The organism is Pedobacter nutrimenti, from assembly GCF_032678445.1.
Taxonomy (GTDB): Bacteria; Bacteroidota; Bacteroidia; order Sphingobacteriales; family Sphingobacteriaceae; genus Pedobacter; species Pedobacter nutrimenti_A.
The window spans coordinates 130,280-148,895 of the sequence record NZ_JAVTSQ010000010.1 but is presented as its reverse complement, the minus strand read 5'-3'; the positions used below and the strand labels follow the sequence as shown (position 1 = coordinate 148,895).

Genomic DNA, 18,616 nt, shown 5'->3' with positions numbered 1-18,616 from the left:
TTCCTTTATCTTTCTCTATAGTGTAAACTCACTACTTTACCAAAGCCCGTATAGGTTTTATCTAAACTTATACCCGTGGCACCAAGCAGGATATTATATTGTTCTATTTTTCCGTTTTGACCTTCGGGCAATGACGGATCATAACTACAAACCATCAGCTTACCTCCGTCCGGATATTTAACCGCGCTTTGATAGCTCTGGAACTTCAGCAAACTAATTTTTGCTGCACCATAGTCTTTAACCAGCTTACTTGTCGTCGGAGTCGTCGTATAATCATACTGGTACAACTTGCCACCAACATTATAATAGATATATCCCTGATCGGGGCTAACCGCAAAATTTTCGGCCTTATCTACATCAGTAGAAACCATTTCTCTGTAATCTGTTTGTGTGGCATCAATAGCACTAAAACGAGCAAGGTATACCTTAGCTGTAGCAGGATCCTTTAACATAGCATATACTTCAGTTGCCTTAGACACAAAATTCATATACATTAAATCATTTCCCGTATTACTAAACAAAAACAACTGGGCTGTAGATCTGGTAGGATCTGGAACAGCTATCAATTTAGAGTCGAAAGCACTCAAATGCTTATAAAAGCGCCTATGCTCCACATCATAAAAATAGGCCTGCGGATTACCCGTAACAAAAGCTTCGTTCACTGCAATAAATGGCGCCACTCTATACACCTGTCCATTATTATAATTTAAAGGCTGGCTGTATTTTACCTGTTGTGATGGAGCCGTAAAATAGACATCTCCGCTCGAACTGATCATATAGGCCTGGTTATCACCTCTTGCCTGTTTAAGCGCATCAATATGAAAATCTTGAGGAAGATCAGGGTTTAATATCTCTCTTTTCACATTATAATTAGCCTGCCATGCAAAAGTTTCCGGGTCTATCCGGTCAATACTTTGATCAGTCCCAAGGTAAAGCCCATAAGATAAATTGATACCATAGCCGTTTAGCTTTCCGGTATTATAGCTGTACACCAATCGAGGTTTGCCCTTCAACTGGAGATCGGATTTTGTTTGTGTCAATAAATCATTAATGGTCACAAATTGACCATCAACCTGTTTAGAAAGCATATCGAACTGTGCTTTACCATTTACATCCGTCATCAACAACCAACCCTCATTGTATACATTTCTAATCTCTAGCGAAAACTTCTTTACAAATTGAACTCCGGTAATGTTATCTGTAACTTTATAAAGACTGGTATAGGTACCCGGAGCAATATTCACCAATATATTGAGGTCTTTGGTGGTAGCCAATGTTCTCAAACCAGCATTAGTTTGACCAGTGGGGATGATATAAGCCCATTCATAGGTATAACGGTTTTGATCCGTTCCAGCGCCATCCTGAGTAAAAGTAAGCTTTGGGCTAATGGTCAAATTTGTAAGCACAAAACCTGTTATCTTTCCATTTAGTTCAGTAGGAAAGACGACCTCATTAATAGCGTGGTAATCATAATTACCTATATCTTTCTTACATGAATAATTCAATAAAGTTAATGCCATCAGTAAGCAGGCATATATATATTTTTTCAACATAATATTCTCAGTGATTTGAAACATATAATTATTGAGCGCTAGCCCCCATTTTTATTAACGTAACACCATCGTCCTCATAAACTGGATTACCTGCTGCGCCTAATTGGTTCAAATGACGTTGTACCAATTTGCTGAGCGCAGTAATTTCTGAAATGGTAATATCTGTATCGATATATTGTGGCGTAATCTCCAAAAAGTCGCACATAAAAAACAGTTTCTTTCGAGAGAAAGCACCGAAATAAGCATCACTCCATTTTCCCGGCTTTCTTACAATATCATTAAAAAGAATTTTGGTGGAAATCGTTTTTATGCTTTTACTCGACACCAATCTGGATTTAAAGCTCGTGCCAAAATTCTCATTAGGCAATAAATTAAGGACAACAAAATAGCTGGTGGTCTGCATTTCCGGAGTTCGGACCAGCTTTAACTTGATGGTATCGGCCTGAGTATTCGCTTTGATCACAAATTTTTGAGAAAGTACTGCAAAATGAGTCCCGGCAATAGCAGTCGATGATGGGTCTACCGCAACCTGATACGTTCTGTCGTGATCCACCTTGCTACCAGTTGCTGCGACCACAATATTCCTTACAGAATCTTGCGACTTGGAATAGGCAAAAGACACGTATAAAGAGTCGTAAGCTAAAGTGGGCAGCGCCTTACCAGCATCCGAGAAATAAACGTCAGCTTGTTTATTATCAAAAGTCATTAAATCTTTTTGACATGACACCAATGAAACTGCTATAAATAATAAAGCGATTCTATATATAAGTTTGTTCATGATTTTTTAATTATTTACGAGGATCAGTTTCTGAGGTTGGAATTGGAACAACATATTTAACTCTCATGGTGGCCTCAGTTCCCATAGTATAGTTCGCTGTAGCCGAATTTCCAGCTGGAATTGTAGTAAACTTGTTCCGTTTATAATAAAAGAATAACTGACCCTCCCCAAAAAATTCCTTTTGGTACTCCTTTGTAATTTCTGTGGTTAACTGAGCAGCATTTACAGGAGTACCCAGGTTTCTGTTGTATCGAACCGTATTTAAATAACCAATAGCTGTAGTCGGATCTGGTTCACATTCGGCCGCGATATAATACATTTCGCTCAGTTTTAACATTGGGATGGTATTCCTGTAGGCTTTAGATTTGTCCTCAATGTCAGCGTACTTTAAAAATGTTTTATAATTTTTAGTTGCCGGTTTTCCCCAAAGCTGATCAAATCCATATCTAAAATCAGTTGTTTCCGGAAACATAGCGATCAAACGAGCATCAAGTGGAGCCAGAATACTATTATCGGCCAAACTAGAACTGAAATACTTGGCTTGAGTACCTGTAGTCGTATATAAGTCGGCATTATAGGCCCCCAAAATCATTTCAGAAGAGAAAATCCTATCGCAGTTTGCTCTATCATTCATATTAGCAAGGGTTACCCAAGGAAATTTAGCTGAATTCTGAATCAGAACCATTGCCGCCGCCAGAGCCTCTGCCTTATTGCCCCTATACAAATTCACCCTCGCCTGCATTGCCTTTACTGAATAAAAAGTAAAACGGTATTTTTTACTAGCATTCATTGTCTTGTCTGACGAAAGCAGGCTTTCCGCTTTACTTAAATCAGCCATGATTCGATTCATCACCTCATTAGCCGGCAAAAAAGGAAGTATAGTCACTGCACTTTGCGTATTGTAAGGAATGCTTTGCAGTGTAGAATCTGCAGTACTATACATAGGACCAAATAAACGCAAAAGATCAAAATGCATTGAAGCACGCATCGCTAATGCTTCACCCCGGCTTGTAGAATCAGTTTTGGAGTCCAGAACTCCAGGCGCTTTATCCAGATTAGCCAAAAATCCATTAATGTTAAAAATAAGACTGTAGGCATTTCCCCAAATTTCAGCCATTTTAGCCGCAACTCCCCCATCAGTGTACCTTTGTTGTGAGTAACCAAACATGATATGTGAGGCACCAATATTATACCGCTGTGCAAGCACATCCGGAATCGTTAGGGTAAGGTTTTCGCCGTATAAAGTACTCCCACCTAATTTTACATATAAACCATTTAAATAGGCGTTAACATTTTTTGCAGAACTAAAAACCTGGTTTTCAAGCAGTTTATCTTCTGGTTGCAAATCCAAATACTTAGTACAAGAAGAGAATAAAGCCGCAGAGCTGAAGGCAATAATTAAATATCTATATATCTTTTTCATAATTTTATTTATTTAGAATGAAGCTCTTAAAGTGAATGCTACGGAGCGTGCATATGGATATTCAATACCTCTCTCGCGTTTAACCGTTGAAAAACGGAATATATCATTGGTATAGCCGGATAGGCTTAAGTTTTCTAGCCCCATTGTTTTCATCCATTTTTGATTGCTGAACATATAACTCAGACTAACCGATTCCAATGACAGTGTATTTTCTTCCTGAAGAAAACGAGTAGACATTCCAGTTACATCCGTCAAAGAAATGCTCTTGAATTGAGAAATATCCCCTGGATTTTTCCAACGATCATACAAAGCACGTTTATCTTGATTGTTCACAATATCATTCCAACTGATATTTTCAACTTTGCTTAATAAAGCTTGATTGAAAACATCTGCCTTAGCTCTATAACGCATCATAATAGACAATGATAAATTCTTAAAGCTGACTTGATTGGAAAGAACACCTTCCAGAAGTGGCTTCGAACTGCCAACTTTAGGCATATCTGCCTGTGCATAATCAAGTGTATGTTCGCCGTTTGCCATTAAGAACATTTCGCGGCCAGTTGCCGGATCAATACCTAAAGACCGAACAGTAAATAAATCATTTGGACTGGCGCCATCCTGGAAACGACTTAAGGAACCAGAAGAAATACTCTGCGCATTGAGTTTCGCTAAGGCTGTTCCAAAATTTTCATATTTACCATCACTTGAAGCACCCGTTATGCCGACCCTCCATGAAATACGTCTGGCAACATTACTAAGAACAAGAACACTCAAGTTTAACTCATAACCCGTTGTAATCATTTTACCCGCATTAAAACTATAACTTGAAACGCCAGAAGATGTTGGGTAGGCCACAGAAACAATCTGATTATTTGTCGTTTTTGTATACACATTCACAGCACCAGACAAACGATTACCAAACAAACCAAAATCAACGCCACTGCTAAGTTGAGTTGTTTTTGTTGGTAAAAGATTGGAGTTACCAAGGGTAAGAAGGTTAATCCCTAAACCCGCCTGGTTATAAGCCTTTAAATATTGATAAATCGACGTGGAAACCGAGGTACCCATAGTCTGATTTCCAGTTACACCAATATTCGTATAAAGCTTAATCCGGTTAATGATTTTACTGTCTTTTAAGAAACTTTCTTTATGCACGTTCCAACCAATACCTGTAGACCAATATGGAGACCAGGGATCATTATGACCAAAAGAAGTCGATCCATCTAAACGGTACGAAGCATCAAGCAGATAACGCGAAGCATAAGAGTAGTTTGCGGATCCTGTAAAATTCATACTCCGGAAAGCACTAACATTACTAGTCGGTATACCATTATTTGCATAACCATAGGCAAATCCCAAAATAGGCCCTGTTCCGGTCGGGAAACCTTGAGCTACAAAAGATTGCGAATTGGATTCATTATTACTCATCTGGCCCCTCAAATTGGCCGTAATGGAATGTTTTCCCATCACATTACCGTAGGTCAATAAGGCATTTGTGGTATAAGAGAAATTTTGAGATTTAGAACTGGTATAAGTACCGCGCAGGGTAGGGATTAGGGATAACTGAGTGGTATTATCTGGCGATATGAACACATCTGTTTGGTTACTCCCCTTAGACAAACTTAAACCACCATTCAACCTTAATTTTGGAAGGATGTTATATTGAACAGAAAGATTATTGGTAATGGTCATCCCATTTGACGCATTTTTCGAAGGCAATGATGCATTGTAAAGTGGGTTAGAAACATTTAATCCAGTGGTAGTCAAAACACTGGAGAAAGTTTTTGTCTGATCTAAAAAGGGATTGGTCGTACTTTTTTCGTAATAAGGATTTGCATTTACAAAATCAGAAAAATTACCATAAGGTGATTCCGAACTTTGCTGACCATTTACGGAGAATGAATTGTTAATATTAAATTTCCCCTTTCTATAGATCATGTTGATGTTTCCTCCCCATGAATTACGGGCAGAACCTTTCATTACCCCAGGATTCGTTTTATAATTGAAATTCACCCCATATCTAAAAACCTCATCGCCCCCACTCGCATTAATAGAATGATTTTCAGATATAACATTGCGAAGAGGTTCTGCCAACCAATAGGTATCAACCCCTCGGGCGATAGCAGCCTTATTTTTGTTGTAAATAGAATCCAATACAATTTGTTGCAAGGGATCATCAATCTTATACCTTCCAGAAAGTCTTTCAAACTCCAGTTTTTCTGTCGAATTCATCATGTTGTATACGGTCAAATCTGGCGCATCTATTCTTAAATCATTCGTATAAGAAAAGCGTAATTTTCCCGGCACAGGTTTAACGGTTTCTACAACAATAACACCATTTGCAGCTTTTGACCCATATAAAGCTGTCGAAGCTGCATCTTTAAGGATGATGACTGACGCAACACGGTTCATATCCAAATCAATAATCACCTGCAATGTGGTTTCAAAACCATCTAAAATGAACAATGGTTGATTCGGATCTGTTCCAAATTGATCTTTTAGTGAAAGCTGGCTAACAGTTGTCTTACCTCTAAGTTCAAGCGTAGGCAGCACATTAGGATTGGATCCTTTTAAGTCATTATCAATTTGTAAAAAAGAAGGGTCCAGCGATTTTAAACTCGCGATAATGTTGTTATTACCAATTGCTTTCAATTCAGCTCCGGAAAATGTAGCAGCCGCCCCTGTAAAGCTGTCTTTCTTTCTGTCTATACCAGTACCTGTAACCACTACATCATTAAGGCTACTGGTACGTGATTTAAGTTCAACGTTGACGACATTTTTACTGGAGACCTGTATGGTTTTTGGCTCATACCCTATATAAGAAAAGGTCAGTGCATCCGTATTGTCAACTATTCTAATGGCGTATTTTCCATCTTTATCCGTTTTTGTAACGATATTCGATTTTTGATTTTTCACAGACACACCAACCAAAATATCTCCATTGTCGTCAGTTACTTTACCTGTAACAATACGTTGCTGTTGAACAATCGGCATGGCCTTCACTACAATAGTTTTCTTATCAATCTCGTAGAGAAAGGGTTGATCAGAAAATGCCTTATTTAAAGCTTCAATTACCGAAATATTATTGAAGTCTACATCAATAAGTCCGGCATTGTCCATCATTCGGTCGCTATACACAAAATCATAACCAGTCTGTTTCCGGATTTCTTTAAATACGCTCACCAGGGTAGCTTTCTTCTTTTTCAATGTGACACTTTGGCTATAAGTGCTTGCACTCAATTGCAAAAATCCAGCTGTTAATAACACAATAGTCAATTTCATTACCAACAATATTTTAGCTACGCCAGCCGGTGGCTTGCATAGACTTTTAAAGTAAAAATTCATACATTTGGTTTAGTTTAAATGCGTCAATGCCTTTGCCTGAGAAGTACTCGGCATTCCGCGGTTATTCATAATTAATTGTTTAGGCAATTCCCAAGCATATTTGGGAAATATGAATAGCATTAAAATAACCAGCCAGGAGTGTTCCACCACTCTTGGCTTATTTTAAGCTACATTTTCGTAAAATGGGCTAGGTATTCTTTCTCATACTCATGTTTTTTTTACACCAACATATGCCAGCAAAACATTTTCGCATTTAAGTTTGGTTTAGGGTAAATAGTTCGGTTAGTTTAGGTTATATAGGTTTTTGTAGTTCTTTATTGGCTATTTATTACTCGTATTGTTGATTCCTTGACTTCAAATTTTATTTCACCGGTTGAGGCTAAGCTCTTCAGAATTTCAGAGATATCCTTAGACCTTGACATCTGTCCGCTAAAAGTCAAGTCTATATTTACATCTTTATCATAAATCACCTTCACGTTATACCATCGCCCAATTTTGTTCATTACATCCCTTAGGCGCTCCTTTTCAAATATAAAGTCACCGTTTTTCCAGTCAATCACCTGATCGACATCTTTTTTAATAACTTCTATCCCCTGCCTATTTAATATAGCCTGTTCTCCCGGCCTTATGATAACTTCAGCAGGCTTCAATTTACTCCCGGCATAGGTAGATAATACACTCACACTTCCTTCCAATAAGGTCGTTTTAATTACCCCTTCGTCCCTGTAGCCATTGATATTAAAATGAGTACCCAATACGCTCACTTCCTGTCCTTCATTGATGACCTTAAACGGATGAGCTTTATCTTTTGATACTTCGAAGTAAGCCTCTCCATTCAACTCTACCCTTCGGTCTTTCAAGGAAGCAAAGGATAAAGGGAACCTCAAAGAAGAAGCTGCATTAAGCCATACCTTGGTACCATCGGGTAAGATAATCTGGTATTGCCCCCCTTTCGGCGTTTCGACAGTATTATAAGCTAATGAATGATCTGCTTTTTCCTCAGTACCCTGTACTTTATAGAGCAACTGGCCATCAGCCGACTTTGTAATCTCAATTCCGGTCTGCTTTACCAAGGCTCCATTTTCGGCATTATTTAAATTAATTTTCCGCCCATCCGCCAAAGTTAAAGTTGCCGTATTTGATCCCGGAACAATACGGGTAGCTAAGGCTTGAACTTTCCTGTCAGCTTTATTCAGGAAAAAGTAAGCTGCGATTCCAATAGTGATAACGATTACCGCAGCCGATAGATACCGCCCTATCGAATACACCTTATGTTTTGTTTTGTATCTACTTACCTGATCAAAAAGGCTCTTGCGTATTTCCTTATGTACTGCATCTTTCTCCCCCATAAGCTCAGCATCCCAGAAAGAATGTCTAGTAAGAAGTAATTGATAAGCCTCATCAAAAGCTTTTCTTTCATCTTCGGTAGCAATTCCTTCCTGGCATTTTCCTGCCAATACTCTTAACTCTATATCTGTCATTGAGGGCTTCATATAACTACGTCTAAATAAAAAGGGCTAACCCCTAAAAGAATTAAAAAAAAATTATTTTAAGAAGAGGGCGCACATGCAGACTAAAAAAAGGACTTCCCCCATAACGATTCGTAGTTGCCTTAAAGCAATAGACATTTGAGCTTCGACAGTTTTTACACTGATTCCCATTCTGCTTGCAATCTCCTTATTGCTCAGATGTTCAGTCCTGCTTAGCATAAAAACTTCCTGACAACGTTTAGGAAGCAAAGCAACTCCCTGCTCAAGCAACTTTTCGATATCTTGCTCATTCAGACGATCTTTCATTAAGTTGAAACCCGCCAATCTTTCCAATTCATCAGGCTCAATAAATACCTTTCTATGATTTGCCGACTTGATATAGGTTAGTACTTTATAACGAACAGCAGTAAACAGATAAGATTTTAACGAATCAATTTTTACCTCCGACCGTCTAATCCATAATTGTAAAAGCACATCTTGCACAATATCCTTACAAGCATCTGCATCTCTTAAGATGCTAAATGCAGCCAGGTACAATTGTTCCCAATATTGATCATAGATAAGTTTAAGTCCCCTTTCATTGTCTGTTTCCAATAAAGAAAGCAACTCTTCATCCATCAATATGATTTGCGTGAACATATTATTCATTTATAAAGAACCTTAAAGGTTATAAAAAAATGACAGCGTAAAATATTCCTGTAAAAAGAAACTAATGAAATTTAATTCGGAATAGACAATCTTATGAAATCAATGGATTATTTTACGATTTACCAGAATTACCTTTAATGGCCTGCAAAACCTAATTACCACAGCTTAAGCTTAAATAACTATATACTGTTATTTATTATATTTACTTGACATGGGACAATATCTATTCATAATTTCATTACTGCTATTTTCATGGCAGACCAAACAAGGTCAATCTTCTAAACCAGATATTGGTACAGCTTCAAAAAAAGAAACAAAACTTGTCATAAAAAAAGAAGCAGAACTTCTTGAACATTTTGTAGACAGCACAAATATCGGAAAACCCAAAAAAAACAAATTCGAACTCTCACTTTTTAGAAATTCCGACAGCAGCTATGTTATTCTTCATTTCTATGTGAAATCGAATCAAAACAAATGGTTGCTAAAGCAAAAATTTAATTTCTCTGCAGATGATATCTCAGGTTGTTTTACAGAACTATCCGACTTCAACAATGATGGTTTTAAAGATGTTACCTATAAATCGGCAATTGCAGCGAGAGGAGCTAATGATGTCAGAAGACTTTTTATTTATGACGCCAGGAAAGATCAGCTGATCTACATCAAAAATTCCGAGAACTACCCTAACTTAATGTACAACAAAAAATTAAACTGCATAGATGCCTTTTTAGTTCATGGAGGCTCAACTACTGTATTTTTAAAAATCGAAAAAGATACTCTTAGAGAGTTTGCCAGTGTAAATTTAGATGATAAAATAAATGTCCAGCTTATAGACAAAAATGGAAACAGAAGATATTTAATAAGAAACAAGAAAAATACTTTTGACCCATATACCAGATTTAAAAACTTCAGCCCGCTAGAATAATCCCATTATTGTAGCACAGTACCGATACCACTCTACAACAACAAAGAATAAGATATAATCTTGAGCAAACGCCCTCAGTAATACTCTAATCTTTAACAGGCATATTTATCCTACTATCTGTTGTTGAACAGGTCCATAATTACTAAATTTGGCCCGCGTTAGAAAAATTGATACCCTATAAAATCAGGGCATTCAATACGATCAAATTAAAAAATATAAAATAAATGGAAGAAAACGATTTTGTTTCGATTTGGCTGGAGGAAAGTGGAAACCCTGCAATAGAAGAATTAACCAGAGTGAATCAGGAAGTTGCTGATAAAACAGCAAGCTTTTTATCGGAGAAAGGGCTCAATTCAACCGATCTTTCGGCCATAGTAGATATCAATCACGACGAAATTTCCAGGTGGCTAAATGGCAGGCATGCTTTCAGTATAAAAAAACTAAAAGAAATGTCACAAACACTCGCAGATCACAACTAAAAACTTCGAATGCTATTTCTTATTCACCGCCGCATATTCCTCATCGGTAACAGGCGTCATCCAAGTTACACTGCTCCCACCAGTGAAATTGGAAATAGCAATATGTACCAATTTGCTGTCAGCCGCTGCACCGTGCCAATGCTCTACATCTTTGGGAATAGCCACTGTTGTTCCTTTTGTTAATATTTGTGCAGGTTTGCCCCGCTCCTGATACCAGCCCTTTCCCTCCGTAACCAGTAATACCTGACCTATAGGGTGCGTATGCCAATGTGTTCTTCCGCCAGCACTAAATGTAACCTGCCCAACGGTATACAGACCCTCCATCTGATCGGGGCTTACCAAAGTTTGAACATGCACTTCACCGCTGAACCATTCTGCAGGTCCCGCATTTCCCAATGGGAAAATAGAGGTGCTATTTTGATTGTTTGTTGTTTCCATATTTAAATCCTTGTTTCTTCTAATTACACAACAAATTTCGAAAACAATAAGTTGCGAATAATTATACAAATTACGGATAATCTAACCATTTTTACTGATTTCTGTCACTGCAGATCATAAAGAAGCCCGACCCCATATGAGGGATCGGGCTTCTTTATGAAAGATCGCAATTTTATCTAACCACTAAAGCTTTATCAATTAAGAAAGCCAGGTTTGCACGGTGAGCCTTGGTTTGCTCATTTGTCGAAACAGCACCACCAAGCTGAGTTTTTATCTTTCTCAATGTATAAAGTGCCGCTGCTTTACTTGCATTATCATATCCTGCTGGAGCAGAAACAATACTTGCAGAAGCCTTTACAAATTCAGTTTGCAGATTTTGGCGAAACAAGTTCACATTTGTTTTAAGATCTGCCGCAAAAATATCATTAGACAAATCACTCATTACGTTTGCCACAGAATACGTATTACCATAAAGTCCACTGTTGTTGATTCTGCTCAAAGTTGTTGGATGCAAGAGCTGAGCAAGCGTATTCAACTGTATAGAGACGAAAATATTCTGAGGTTTAACGTCTTCAGTAGTACCAAAAAATCCAAACCCACGTCTTTGAACCTGAAGATAAGGAAATAGTGTTTTATCCGCATCAAAAGCATCTGGAGCAAATACATATTTACCCAATAGCGCCATTGCTTTTTTCTGATAAGCCACAGGAACAGGAGTAAACGGTGCAGTCGTTGTCTTTTGTCCAACAAAACTTCTGTCCACATAAACCCCACCAATATAACGACTTACTGCAGTAGCCATACCTAAACGCTGATTGTTAAGCTGCAGATAACGCTGACGCAACTCCTGGTAACTTTGACCTGTTTTACTAAAGCGCGATTTCAGCTTTGGCATCATCGTGTTCACCAACTTAAACCTGTCTTCGCCATAAGCAACCATATCATTGGTCTGGTCGTTCACATTTACCCGTGGATCTATACCCCCACCTGGGCTACGCATATCATCAGCATCATTACCAAAAGCAAGTTGCGGATCAGTACTACGGCTTAGAATTTTATTTAATCCAGCTTCTTCCTCTGCCTCACTAAATGGAGTATAACCATATTCAATAGCCCATAAATCATAAGGCCCCGCTTTAGTGGTATAATAATCACCCTGTTTGCTGCGATCACTGCTTACATTTACAGCCGGATAATCCATTACAGATCCTTGTAATCCAATTTTACGGGTAAGTGCAACATCATTCATCTGCGCAGGGCTTAGCATTTGACTGGCTTTCATATTATGATTAAGTCCCAGTGTATGCCCCATTTCATGCATGATCAGGTAATACAAAAACTGTTTGTGCATTTCACGCACAGTCTCCGCTCTTTTAGCCTCAGGCATGTCTGCATCAAGCGCTTCAATAGCCGTTAAACCAGCCTGATACTGCATACTTAATTCCTGCGCCAATGCACAAGAAGCCATATGGTTCTTATCAAAGCCATTCATCTGCACCGGCTTTCCAGAAACAGCTTCAGCAGGATTTTCCCAAGGCAGTTTTAAAGCCGAATTACCACCATTAAACAAATCATCAGTAACCACTGTACCAGCACCAGAACGCCACTCTACAGTAATATCAGCACCTAAAATCTGGCCGGTTAAAGGGTTATAAAAACTTGGACCGATAGCACCATAAGAAGGATAAGCTGAGGATACCCAACGGATTACATTATAGGCAATATCAGCCGGGTCCCAGGTAGCCGTATCAGACATCTGTTTCATAACCACTGCATTTTTAAAACCAGCTTTCTCAAATGCTTCATTCCATTTCTCACCTGCCTCTTTTATAATCGGGCGATACTCCAATGGAGTCGTATTTTCAATCCAGAAAACAATCGGTTCAACCGGCTCGCTCAATGCAGCCGACGGATCTTTCTTTTTAAGATTCCAGCGACTGATAAAATCTTTATATGGCGTTGAAGATAAAGAGGTCAGGTTATCTACTTCACTACCAAAATAACCTACCCTTGGATCATCACGACGTGGACGGAAATCATTTTTAGGTACTTCCAGAAAAGAATGCTGCATTTTAACCCTTACATAACGGGCATCAGTAATGTCCTTTCCCCCACCATTCAGAGGCATCGGATTGTCATAAGCAAGCTCTACCACTACATCTGTATTTCCTGGAAATGAACGTATCTTTTGATATTTCGACTTAGAGGGATTTAAATTCCCCAGATTAAACATGGCGCCTGGAGGCAATGTTGGAGGGAAAACCGGCTTAACCGGATCTAATTTGTCTCCGAGAAAAAGACCATCAACCGATATTAAATACCCAAGAGAATCCTGTGCCGCAACTTTATCACTATAAAAAACAGCATCCGAAACGTCAACATTGGCCGCTTTACTTACAGGGTTTGTCTTATCATGATAAAAGTTTGTATTTCTTTGCAGAAGCTCAATTTTATCATCAGATTTCTGAATATAAAATAACCAGGTGGTTCTGATCATATTCTGATTCAGGAACAAAGTGGTTGGCCCGCCCATAGAAAAGCTCTGATAAATATAATCTTTACCCAACTGATCTTTTTTAACATACATCTGAACACTACCTGTTATAGTATCTCTGTACATTGCAAAAAGACCATCAATTTTCTTACTGGATTTGATCTTTTCCTTAATACTAGGTTTAGGGGGCGTTGCCTGAACCTTCTTTAAAGAATCAGCCGCTAATGCCTTTTTCTTCTTTTGGGCAAAAGCCCCACTGGCCAAAAACAGAACCAGCGATAGCAGAGTAATGGTTTTTTTCATCTGGAATATAATTTGTTAGGTTTATGAATGAATCATATACTATGACCATTTAACCCAACAAATGTTACTCAATATTTAAAAGTTCATACCAATAATGTGGAACAGCACCATAATCAAACACCTCCCTTTCCACAAAACCACATTTTTTCAGCACTTTCTGAGATTGCAAATTACCAGTATCCGCTATTGCATAAATTACAGGAAGTTTAAGCTTATTAAAACCATACTCCACTACAGCTTTTGAAGACTCAGTAGCATAACCCTTTCCCCAAGCCTTTTTTACAAATCTATAGCCCAGATCATAATAGTCTTTACGGCCATTCGTTACATCAGTGATCAATTTAAAACCGCCCCATCCTACAAAATCATTTGTTTCCTTTTCAATGATCGCCAAACGACCAACACCATTGTCAATATATTGTTGTCTAATAAACTTTATAGCATCTTCTGCCTGTTGAATCGTGTTAATTGGATTATTACCCAGATATTGATGCACCTCAGGATCCGAATCTAAACTAAAAATACCCGCAACATCGGTGTCCAATAATTCCCTAAAATAAAGCCGTTCCGTTTCAATAATCCTTGTCATATATATTCTAATTTCTACTTCCCAACTTATGAATATTTTGCCAACCAGTCAATTATCAATAGTTAATTTACCTACGGGAAATGCATTTTTAATCTTCTCAATATCTTTTTCGAAGACATCTAAATCCTTTTCAAATACTATTCTGTCTGTAGCCATTTCCTGTATCAAAAAATAATTATAATTCTTTTTGAACAATGAATTAATTGGCCTATCCTTAAATGCAAGTTCTTTAGATGTTATTTGAAAATCGTAGTCAGCAAATTTATATTCAGTTTTTCCAATGCGCATACTGTCTGCTGTAATAATACATTTATTGTTTATATAAGTGTAAATCAGTAGCACTGGAAATATTATAAAACCTAGCAAACTGAAAGCGCCAAGTCTAATAGTTGGAGTTTTGTGCAAAATTATACCCCAGATCAAGTTGTAAGCTGAACCGTAAATGATAAAAGGAGCTATAATAGAATAAAAGATAAGTGTTTTTTTAGCAATACATATTTTAAGTTTCATCTGAATTAATTTTAATTATATAAACTACCCTAAACTTTTTTTAAAAACTCTACTATTCTTCTGGTTCTGGCTTTAACTCTTCATAGCTTACTGACCTCTTATCAGTTAGCAAAATATACGCAAAAGCTAAAATAAAAATCATACCACAAAATAGTGATTTAATATGAGCTCTGCCATATCCGTTCCAAGTCCGGCCGAGGTCTTCGCATCAAACGCGCTCCCCTTGGCCTGTATTAAATTAATGCAGAAGTCAGCCAAAAAAGATATTTTTACTCCATGAAAAACTTTAGCTCATTACTATCTGCCGCCGTTATATTAGCTCTTTCATCATGCGGGATGAACAACAATGTTGCACAAAATAGCACAGCTGCTGCGGATTCTTCGGCCGCCGCAGTTGTAAATAGCACAATTGAAAAAGGGTTATTTGCAAAGATGTCGGTGAAAGACACCATTAAGGCTGGCGACTCGGTACAGCTGAAATTCACAGTCTACAACAATGCCGATACTACACAGCATTTTTGCAAATGGCACACGCCTTTTGAGCCATTCATAAGTAAATACCTGGACGTCAAATCAGAGTCTGGCGAAGAAGTGAACTATAAAGGCGCAATGGCAAAACGAGTAATGCCACCACCGGCCAGCAGCTATATGACTGTAAACTCTAAAGACAGCATTTCCACTACTGTTGATCTTTTAAAAGGATATGACATCACCAAACCTGCCAAATACACCATTATTTATGTTGGTCAAAACATGAGCGGCCTTATCGTTAAAGACAGTATCTCTTTCGTTTACGCCAAATAATATCCTTTCACCATCCAATCCGGTCTGCACCCAAGAAAATATTTTTTACTGATGAGCCTCAGGGCCTAAAAGGTCCAGCGACATCAGAAAACATATTTTCCCTTTCTTGACCTCGATAGGCTTTATTAGCGGCAATTTTTCTTATTTCTTTGTCAGTTTATATCTTAAATGAGTTGTCAAATCTGAAGGTATGACTTCAACAATCTGAAGATCATATTTATCTCTGTCAATGCCGTCAAACAACCGGATTCCGCTTCCTAAAAAAACAGGAGCAATATGAATAAAAAATTCGTCCACAAGTCCTGCATTAAGATATTGTTGAATAGTATTCGCCCCACCTTGTATCCTGATGTCCTTTCCCTTAGCAGATTGCTTTGCCTTTTCTAATGCACTTTGCACTCCGTCATTGATAAAATAAAAAGTTGTTGTACCCTTTTGAACCCAGGGCTCGCGTTTTTCATGTGTCAGAACATACACATCCGCTTTATATAAATCTTCTTTCCAATGAACCTCCCCCTCCTCAAACATTCGTTTTCCCATAATGTAAGCACCCGTTCTTTCAAACACATCATCAATTAATTTACTATCTGCACCATACTCTTCACCTCCTTCCATATTGATGTGTTTCCAAAATGCTTTCTGTTTAAACATCCATCCATGGATTTTTGGTGAAATTCCACCCATTGGATTGCTTGGGCTCCTGTCATCGCCTGCAAAAAAGCCGTCAAGTGATATTGCGCAATCAAAGATAATTTTGCTCATGATTTTTGATTTATTTATTATAGCTAAGGTAACTAATGTCGTACTCAATTGGAAAAAAGCGACTCATCAAAAAGTTGATTAACAGAATATCAGAAAAATTTTATACGTTTACATTGAGAGCGTTAATTTAATAAAAAGGGGCCGGTTGAAAGATTTGGCCTCTTTTTCTATTTTAATACCTTCGGAAATATTGCCGATGAAGTCTCTATATCAATTCAAGTTAAAGCTAAATGAATATAAAAAAGCTCAGTATACTATTCTTGATTATCTTAATTACTATTTCCATCCTATACGACAATCTCTATACAACTGGGATAATTTCTGGGGAATACGCTTACCGTTTTACCTTAAGTGGCCCAGAAGGCCCCCAACAGGGTGACAAACTAACACTCAAGAAAGATGTTACTTTTCAAAGTGATACCTGGGGTAACGGAACTTATAAGAAAATGGGTAGAATTAGATCTGAGTTACAAAACTCAATATGGTCGAGCCGGATACAATATGACAATCTACAGGCCATTTTATTGAGGAGAACCTCGACTTAGTGTTATAAGAGACTTAAATTACTCCTTTGAGAAAAGGTAGCGCAAGTTTATTCAAAGCTGCAACTTAAAATAATATTCAACCCCTTATATTAGAACTCAATTCAGACATTAATGTTAAGCAACACTGATTAGATTTTTCTTTAAATTTACTACTTTTAGATGGGCAATTCTTTTTGATGATTAAATCTATTAGACAACTACATGCCAAATTGATCGGTAGTAATGCTTGCACAACGCTCCAGGCCAGGATATTTCATGAAATAAGTGTAATTGCTATGATCGGCCTGCCTTTAGCGTTACTGGTAAATATCATTATAAAAGTACCATTGGTTAACGCAGCACTTTCTGTGGCCTGGATTGTAATTGTAGCGATGTACATTAATTCCAGGTATTTTGGACGTTTAAGGCTTAGCTTTATTTTATTTAGCGCCGGTACAGCTGTCCTGCTGGTTTTTAACTACTTTATCAATTCAGGAATACATGGTCCTACCTTAATACTTTTCCTCCTCTCCCTGGTTTTTACCCTGTCTGTAATGCCTACCCGGCAGTATATATTTTGGATACTGATCAATGTAACTTTCGTTGGCGGCTTATTACTGATTGAGTATTACAACAGCGACTATGTTAAAATCACCTATGCAAAGCGCAGCGATTTGTTTTTGGACACAGCAACAACCTATTTCTCTGTGGTTGTATGTATAGGTGCGGTACTATCCTACCTCATCAGCAGCTATCAGCGAGAAAAGAACAATGCATTAACAGCTTCTCTCGCGTTAAAAGAAGCCAATGACTCCAAGACCCGGCTGTTATCTATTTTATCTCATGACCTTCGTTCTCCGCTTAATTCTATTGCGAGTTTTCTCGAAATACTCCATGAATATGGATTATCGACAGAGGAGCGCCGCTTTTTAGAGAAAAGTTTGCTCAATGAGACAAAAAACACACAGGTAATGCTACATAATTTATTGAACTGGACAAAATCGCAAATGGATGGCGGCACCACTGTAAATATGGTGCGATTAAATCTGTCTGAAGTGGTATCGACTTGCCTGCTTGTACAACAGGCATCAGCAGATATAAAAGCTATCGCAATCAGCGTGAATATTGATCCGTCAACTGAACTCAATGCGGATCTTGATATGCTTAAGCTTGTGATCAGAAACCTGATCAATAATGCAATAAAATTTACGCCCACAGGCGGGGAAATACAGATATACAATTCTTATGTTCCCGGCCATATCAGGTTGCATATTGCAGATAATGGTGTGGGTATACCACCCGAAAGGCAGCAGGAACTTTTCAAACTGAATGCAGCATCTACCTATGGCACAAGCAATGAAAAAGGCATTGGGCTGGGCTTGATCTTATGTAAAGAGTATACAGAGATGCAGAAAGGCCGGATCAGCTTTAACAGCGCACCTGGCAATGGGACAACCTTCACACTAGAATTTTCAGATGCTCATGCCGATTTATGTACGAGCCCGAATAAAGCATTAAGCACAACGGACTCCTAGCAGACATGCTCTTAGGTTA

Annotated in this window: 15 protein-coding genes; 4 read left to right on the top strand and 11 right to left on the bottom strand. The window is 38.0% G+C overall.

Annotated features, from left to right (window positions below):
• Window positions 1-5 precede the first annotated feature (5 nt).
• From R2S08_RS18990 to R2S08_RS18965, 6 genes are all read right to left on the bottom strand, one after another.
• Window positions 6-1,553: a PKD-like family lipoprotein gene (locus R2S08_RS18990; RefSeq protein ID WP_316836608.1), complete on the bottom strand. Its 1,548-nt coding sequence runs from the start codon at window positions 1,551-1,553 to the stop codon at window positions 6-8.
• Between the two features lie 28 nt (window positions 1,554-1,581).
• Window positions 1,582-2,331: a DUF4843 domain-containing protein gene (locus R2S08_RS18985; RefSeq protein ID WP_316836607.1), complete on the bottom strand. Its 750-nt coding sequence runs from the start codon at window positions 2,329-2,331 to the stop codon at window positions 1,582-1,584.
• Window positions 2,332-2,341: 10 nt separating this feature from the next.
• The gene (locus R2S08_RS18980; protein WP_316836606.1) at window positions 2,342-3,754 is read right to left on the bottom strand and encodes a RagB/SusD family nutrient uptake outer membrane protein; all 1,413 of its coding nucleotides are present in this window, start codon (window positions 3,752-3,754) and stop codon (window positions 2,342-2,344) included.
• Between the two features lie 12 nt (window positions 3,755-3,766).
• Window positions 3,767-7,099 (bottom strand): SusC/RagA family TonB-linked outer membrane protein, encoded by a 3,333-nt coding sequence (locus R2S08_RS18975; RefSeq protein WP_316836605.1) that lies wholly within the window; start codon window positions 7,097-7,099, stop codon window positions 3,767-3,769.
• A gap of 314 nt (window positions 7,100-7,413) precedes the next feature.
• The gene (locus R2S08_RS18970; protein ID WP_316836604.1) at window positions 7,414-8,580 is read right to left on the bottom strand and encodes a FecR family protein; all 1,167 of its coding nucleotides are present in this window, start codon (window positions 8,578-8,580) and stop codon (window positions 7,414-7,416) included.
• A gap of 63 nt (window positions 8,581-8,643) precedes the next feature.
• On the bottom strand, window positions 8,644-9,228 hold the full coding sequence (locus tag R2S08_RS18965) for an RNA polymerase sigma-70 factor (protein WP_316836603.1): 585 nt from the start codon (window positions 9,226-9,228) through the stop codon (window positions 8,644-8,646).
• A 220-nt stretch (window positions 9,229-9,448) separates the two neighbouring features.
• Here R2S08_RS18965 and R2S08_RS18960 point away from each other — a divergent pair, with 220 nt between their 5' ends.
• Entirely contained in the window at window positions 9,449-10,159 is a 711-nt protein-coding gene (locus tag R2S08_RS18960) for a hypothetical protein (protein ID WP_316836602.1), read from the top strand.
• Between the two features lie 224 nt (window positions 10,160-10,383).
• Window positions 10,384-10,638, top strand: a complete 255-nt coding sequence (locus tag R2S08_RS18955) for a helix-turn-helix domain-containing protein (RefSeq protein WP_133782578.1) — start codon at window positions 10,384-10,386, stop codon at window positions 10,636-10,638.
• A 12-nt stretch (window positions 10,639-10,650) separates the two neighbouring features.
• Here the strand turns inward: R2S08_RS18955 and R2S08_RS18950 are convergent, their stop codons facing one another.
• The 4 genes from R2S08_RS18950 to R2S08_RS18935 all read right to left on the bottom strand — a co-directional run bounded on the left by R2S08_RS18950 (window position 10,651) and on the right by R2S08_RS18935 (window position 14,972).
• Window positions 10,651-11,076, bottom strand: a complete 426-nt coding sequence (locus tag R2S08_RS18950) for a cupin domain-containing protein (protein WP_316836601.1) — start codon at window positions 11,074-11,076, stop codon at window positions 10,651-10,653.
• Between the two features lie 172 nt (window positions 11,077-11,248).
• Window positions 11,249-13,873, bottom strand: a complete 2,625-nt coding sequence (locus tag R2S08_RS18945; RefSeq protein WP_316836600.1) for a zinc-dependent metalloprotease — start codon at window positions 13,871-13,873, stop codon at window positions 11,249-11,251.
• Between the two features lie 64 nt (window positions 13,874-13,937).
• Window positions 13,938-14,462 (bottom strand): GNAT family N-acetyltransferase, encoded by a 525-nt coding sequence (locus R2S08_RS18940; protein WP_316836599.1) that lies wholly within the window; start codon window positions 14,460-14,462, stop codon window positions 13,938-13,940.
• A gap of 48 nt (window positions 14,463-14,510) precedes the next feature.
• Window positions 14,511-14,972 carry a hypothetical protein gene (locus R2S08_RS18935; protein WP_316836598.1) on the bottom strand — a complete coding sequence of 154 codons (462 nt, stop codon included), beginning with the start codon at window positions 14,970-14,972 and terminating at the stop codon, window positions 14,511-14,513.
• A 276-nt stretch (window positions 14,973-15,248) separates the two neighbouring features.
• Between R2S08_RS18935 and R2S08_RS18930 the strand changes: the two genes are divergently transcribed.
• A complete protein-coding gene (locus R2S08_RS18930) occupies window positions 15,249-15,776 on the top strand; it encodes a protease (RefSeq protein WP_316836597.1) in 528 nt (175 codons plus the stop codon).
• Between the two features lie 141 nt (window positions 15,777-15,917).
• Here R2S08_RS18930 and R2S08_RS18925 read toward each other — a convergent pair whose 3' ends face one another.
• Window positions 15,918-16,538, bottom strand: coding sequence for a dihydrofolate reductase family protein (locus R2S08_RS18925; RefSeq protein WP_316836596.1), 621 nt, complete (start codon window positions 16,536-16,538; stop codon window positions 15,918-15,920).
• A gap of 721 nt (window positions 16,539-17,259) precedes the next feature.
• Between R2S08_RS18925 and R2S08_RS18920 the strand changes: the two genes are divergently transcribed.
• A complete protein-coding gene (locus R2S08_RS18920) occupies window positions 17,260-18,597 on the top strand; it encodes a sensor histidine kinase (protein ID WP_316836595.1) in 1,338 nt (445 codons plus the stop codon).
• Window positions 18,598-18,616 lie beyond the last annotated feature (19 nt).